We start from the raw sequence: 4823 nt of genomic DNA, 5'->3' as shown, positions 1-4823 counted from the left end.
CGCGAACCAGCACCACGCTGTGTTCCTGCAGGTTGTGGCCTTCGCCGCCGATGTAGGAAATGATTTCAAACCCGTTGGTCAGGCGCACTTTGGCGACTTTACGCAGAGCGGAGTTTGGCTTCTTGGGCGTCGTGGTGTACACACGGGTGCACACGCCACGGCGCTGGGGGGAGTTCTGCATGGCAGGACTCTTGGACTTGATCTTTTCGACCTCGCGCCCCTGGCGAACTAGCTGATTGATGGTTGGCATTTAAAACGTCCCTAAACGTCTGATTTCTGACTTGACTAAATACGTGAATATTTACGTGAAAACGTGAATCTCCCCGGAAATTCCGGAAAAGCCCTCGAGTGTAGCAGTTTGGGGGGCCATCTGCAAATTTACCCGGCTGGGGAGGCCCCCCAGCGGCCTGCAGGCTCCCGGCAGGGGATGGCGCCCTACTTGATCCAGAGCCGGATCGAATCCCAGGCGCGGCCCAAAATGCCGGCTTCTTCCACCGTTTCCAGCGCCACCAGCGGGACGTCCACCACGGTCTCGCCGCCGCCCACGTTGACCTTGAGCGTCCCGAGGGCCTGCCCCCGGGTGAAAGGCGCGACCAGCGGGTCAGGCCGGGCGACCTGGGTCTGGACCCTGGCGGAGCTTCCGGCGGGAACGGCAATCACGATGGCCTCGGGCCGGCCCAGCTTGACCGTGCCGGATTTCCCCTTCCAGACCGCCGGCGAAACCACCGCCTGGCCGGCATCGAACAGCTTGACCGCCTCAAACGCGGTGTAGCCCCAGTTCAACAACTTTTGCGACTCGTTGGCACGGGCGCTGTCGCTGGCGGTGCCCAGCACGATGGCCACCAGGCGCCGGCCGCCCGGCGCGCCGGCGGCGCCCAGGTTCGGAAAGTCGCGTTTGGCCGTGGCAATCATGCAGTAACCGGCGGCAGCGGTGTGGCCGGTTTTCAGGCCATCGACCGTGGGGTCGCGAAACAGCAGGGTGTTGCGGTTGGTGTCGTTGGCCGCCGGCGTGCCCGGGTAGCGGTATTTCTTGATCGCCGAAAAGCCCATGTAGTCGGGGAAATCCTGCATCAGGCGGGTCGACAGGATGCTCAGGTCACGCGCCGTGGTGGTGTGGCCCGGCTCGGTCAGGCCTTCCGGGTTCTTGTAGGCGGTCGATTTCATGCCCAGCGCCTTGGCCTGCTCATTCATGAGTTTCACAAAATTCTCGACGCTACCGCCCACCCCTTCGGCCAGCGCCATGGTGGCGTCGTTGCCGGACTGGACGATCATGCCCTTGATCAGGTCTTCCACGGGCACCTGCATCTTGGGGTCGATGAACATGCGCGAGCCCGGCATTTTCCAGGCGCGTTCGCTGACGCTGAAGGTCTGCTTGAGGGTGATTTTTTTGGACTTGAGCGCATCAAACACCAGGTACTCGGTCATCAGCTTGGTGAGCGAGGCCGGTTCGATCGGCGAGTCGATGTCCTTGGCGGCCAGGATCTGGTTGGCCGTGACATCGAGCAACAGGTAGGAGCGGGCAGCCACTTCCGGCGGCAGCGGCATCTGCGCTTGCGCCACCGGCAACAGGACCACGGAAGAAAGCAGCACAAGCGATGAAGCCACGCCACGGAAAGCAGTCAGGAAACGGTGCATGGGGAGATAAGACCTGAAATGGAGGAGGAAGACGAAAAAAAGAAGAGAGAAAAGAAGAGGCGGTGCGCCCGGCTCCGGCCTGAAACAGTCAGCCCAGGTGGCGGGCCACCAGATTTTTCAGTAGCGGCAATTGTCCATGAAAGAAGTGCCCGCCGCCGGGGACAACCGTAACAGGCAGTACCTGCGGCCGAGCCCAGTCCAGCACCGCCTGCAGCGGCACCGTGTCGTCCTGCTCGCCGTGGATCACCAGCGTCTGCGCGTGGGCGGCTTGCGGGATGGTCGCCACCGCAAAGCGGCTGGCAGCGGTGCCGACCAGCACCAGCTTGTCGATGGGACGCAGGGCCTGCAACCGGTCAAAAACGTGTGAAGTCACGAACGCACCAAAGGAAAAGCCGGCCAGGGCCAGCGCCCCGGCGGGCGCCAGCTGCCGCACCACCGCCAGCATGTCGTCGATCTCGCCGCGACCCTCGTCGTACACCCCTTCACTGGCGCCGACGCCGCGGAAATTGAAACGCACGGCGGTCCACCCGGCCTGGGTGAAAGCGCGCGCCAGGGTTTGCACCACCTTGTTGTCCAGCGTGCCGCCGAACAGCGGATGCGGGTGCGCAATCACGGCGACGCCGCGCGACGGGCCGGCGGGCGCGTCCAGCGCGGTTTCCAGCGCGCCGGCCGGGCCGGCCACACTGCCTTTCTGGGTTTGAGCGTTCATGGGGACAACTTCGAGGGGTTCATTCCGCTATGAAAACAGTAGCTGCCGGCGCCCACTCCATAAGGGTCAGAGCCATAAAACATGCATGACTTTCGGCGGGCGGGCAGTCTGGGGGCCATCAGCGCCCCAGGTGCGCCGGTGTGAGCAGCCGCTCGACCACCTGGCCGTTTTTCAGGTGTGACTCGACAATTTCGTCGATGTCCTGCGCATCCACATAGGTGTACCAGACCGCCTCGGGGTAGACCACGGCCACCGGCCCTGCCGCGCAGCGGTCCAGGCAGCCGGCCTTGTTGACACGCACCTTGCCCGGCCCGGCCAGGCCGGCCGCCTTGACCTGCGCCTTGCAGCGGTCGAACCCCTCCTGGGCCCTGTGGTTGGCGCAGCTGTCTTCACCGCTGTCGCGCTGGTTCAGGCAAAAAAAGATGTGCCGCTTGTAATAGGAGCCGGGGGGTGCGCTGGGTGGGGTCATGCCCCGATTTTACTTTCGCCGGCGTCGGCGGCCCGGCGGCTGGACAAACGCACGACCACATACAGCAAGGCCGCGTAGGGCCAGAACCAGCCCAGCCACTGCGCCAGGCCGTTGAAACGGACGAAGCGCCCCTGCTCCCAGATCTGCAGGGTCTCTGCAAAATAGGGGCCGACCGGCGCCTGGTTGAGCAGCGACAAATGAATGCTCAGCGCCAGCAGCAGCAGCGCAGCGGCGACCCGACGCGGCACCAGCAGCAGCAGCATGGCCAGCACGCCGCCCATCATCAGGCCGACACGCACCGGCAGGTCCAGCCAGGCCCAGGCGTGGGCCGGGCCATAGCTGAGCGCGGCGGACAGCGCGGTCAGCGCAATGCCGGCCGCCAGCGTGAGGATCAGGAAAACAGCGCGCTGCAGCCAGGTGCGGATCACGCAATAGCCGAGCAGGCAGGGAATCAGCGCGCCCAGCGCCACACAGATCACTTCGACGCCGGGGACCAGCGGCTGCAACTCGATGTCGCGCACCGGCAGCCACTCGAGAAACGGCGTGTCGGCCAGGACGTCGGCGAGGGCGTACTCCAGCCGTTCCAGCACCTGCCCCAGACCGAGCGGCACCGAGGCCGGGAACAGCAGCGCGACCGGCCACAGGGCCAGCAGCACCAGCGCGCCCCGGGCGTCGCGGACAAACCAGCGCGCCCGAAAGCGGCTCCAGCGGTCCATCGCACCGGCCCGCTCCAGCAGCCAGGCGCTGCAGGCGCCCAGCCAGGCACCGGCGGTATTCAGCGCGAAATCCACATTCGAGGGCACGCGCGAAGGCAGGTAGCTTTGCAGGGTTTCCATGGCCAGCGACAACACGCCCGCGCTGAGCACCGCCACGGTGACGGCCCAGCGCGTGCGGCCGCTGCGCAGCGCCGCCAGGGCCAGCAGAAAACCCAGCGGGGCGTAACCGGCCAGGTTGATACCCACATCAAAACCGGTCCAGTAACGCGGCAAGGGCGCCGTCAGGAATTTCAACGGTGAAATGCCCTGGTTGCGCCAGTCGGCAAAGGGGTAGAGGCTGGCATAAACAATCAGGCAGACCGTGGCCAGTGCCAGCGGCCAGGAGGCAGTGGGTTCACCCCTATCGTCCGCACTCCGCTTCGCTGCGTGTCGTTCCTTTTCCCCTTCCAGGGGACGACGCGAGTCGCCCGGCGAAGCCGGTTCGACCGCGTCTGCTGGTGAATTCGGGGAGTTCACGCTGCGCTAGTGGTCTTGTCAGAACGGCTTGACCACAACCAGGATCACGGCGGCGAGCAGCAGCAGTACCGGCACTTCGTTGAACCAGCGCCACCACACGTGGCTGCGGGTGTTGCGCCGGGCCACAAAGGTTGCCAACACGCGGCTGCAGGCATGGTGGTAGCCGAGGGCCAAGGCGACGATGACGAGCTTGGCGTGCATCCAGCCATTGGCGGGGCCGCGCCCGATGCCGTAGCCCAGCCACAGCCACAGGCCGAAGCCCAGCGCGGGCACGGCCAGAATCGTGGTGAAGCGCAGCAGCTTGCGTGCCATCAGGATCAGGCGCTCGTGCTCGGCCAGACTTTCCGGCGGCACCATCGCCAGGTTGACAAAAATGCGCGGCAGGTAAAACAGGCCCGCAAACCAGCTGGCGACAAAAACGATGTGGAGTGATTTGACCCAGAGCATCGGGGTAGTTTAGGGCCTGTTCACACCGCAACCTACGCTGCCGGAGTGCATGGGCGGAAAACACTTTCCGGGGAGAACATGCACGCCGCCAGAAAATGAATTCATGGTGCGTGAGGCCAAAAAAATGCCCGGATGACACTGGGTCAACCGGGCCTGGAAGCCTTGTCTGCTGTGACACTTGAAGGCACCCGCTCAGGGAGGAAAAGCGGGATGCTGCCGCCAAAAAGGTGACAACACGCCGCATTCTAACCACGCATGCAAGGTGTTGACAAGCACCAGCCTTGTCCAACGAGGTATGAGCCTGAAGGAGGCGCGTATTTCCAACGAAAAA

6 protein-coding genes are annotated in these 4823 nt (G+C 64.5%); all 6 read right to left on the bottom strand.

The genetic code is table 11. The features are described from left to right. Positions 1-250, bottom strand: a 250-nt coding sequence (gene rpsL / locus PSV40_RS05755; protein ID WP_300535349.1) for a 30S ribosomal protein S12, incomplete at its 3' end; no start/stop codon positions are given. A 185-nt stretch (positions 251-435) separates the two neighbouring features. Further along, entirely contained in the window at positions 436-1635 is a 1200-nt protein-coding gene (locus PSV40_RS05750; protein WP_300535346.1) for a D-alanyl-D-alanine carboxypeptidase family protein, read from the bottom strand. Between the two features lie 88 nt (positions 1636-1723). After that, complete coding sequence (locus PSV40_RS05745) at positions 1724-2344, bottom strand: alpha/beta fold hydrolase (RefSeq protein WP_300535343.1); 621 nt, start codon at positions 2342-2344, stop codon at positions 1724-1726. Positions 2345-2462: 118 nt separating this feature from the next. Beyond that, positions 2463-2813 carry a (2Fe-2S) ferredoxin domain-containing protein gene (locus PSV40_RS05740; protein WP_300535340.1) on the bottom strand — a complete coding sequence of 117 codons (351 nt, stop codon included), beginning with the start codon at positions 2811-2813 and terminating at the stop codon, positions 2463-2465. Continuing rightward, entirely contained in the window at positions 2810-3979 is a 1170-nt protein-coding gene (locus PSV40_RS05735; RefSeq protein ID WP_300535351.1) for a VanZ family protein, read from the bottom strand. Before PSV40_RS05735 ends, PSV40_RS05740 begins: the two co-directional genes overlap by 4 nt. Positions 3980-4063: 84 nt before the next feature. Continuing rightward, positions 4064-4492 (bottom strand): CopD family protein, encoded by a 429-nt coding sequence (locus tag PSV40_RS05730; protein WP_300535338.1) that lies wholly within the window; start codon positions 4490-4492, stop codon positions 4064-4066. Between the last annotated feature and the right edge of the window lie 331 nt (positions 4493-4823).

The sequence above is a fragment of the Polaromonas sp. genome (assembly GCF_029945925.1).
In the GTDB taxonomy this organism is placed as follows: Bacteria; Pseudomonadota; Gammaproteobacteria; order Burkholderiales; family Burkholderiaceae_C; genus Polaromonas.
Note: the sequence above shows the minus strand (reverse complement) of the source record. Positions and strands in the feature narration are given on the sequence as shown.

Excerpts from the sequence above, each read along its gene's own strand:
- PSV40_RS05750 (WP_300535346.1), bottom strand. The coding sequence starts at position 1,635 with ATGCACCGTTTCCTGACTGCTTTCCGTGGCGTGGCTTCATCGCTTGTG.
- PSV40_RS05745 (WP_300535343.1), bottom strand. The coding sequence starts at position 2,344 with ATGAACGCTCAAACCCAGAAAGGCAGTGTGGCCGGCCCGGCCGGCGCG.
- PSV40_RS05740 (WP_300535340.1), bottom strand. The coding sequence starts at position 2,813 with ATGACCCCACCCAGCGCACCCCCCGGCTCCTATTACAAGCGGCACATC.
- PSV40_RS05730 (WP_300535338.1), bottom strand. The coding sequence starts at position 4,492 with ATGCTCTGGGTCAAATCACTCCACATCGTTTTTGTCGCCAGCTGGTTT.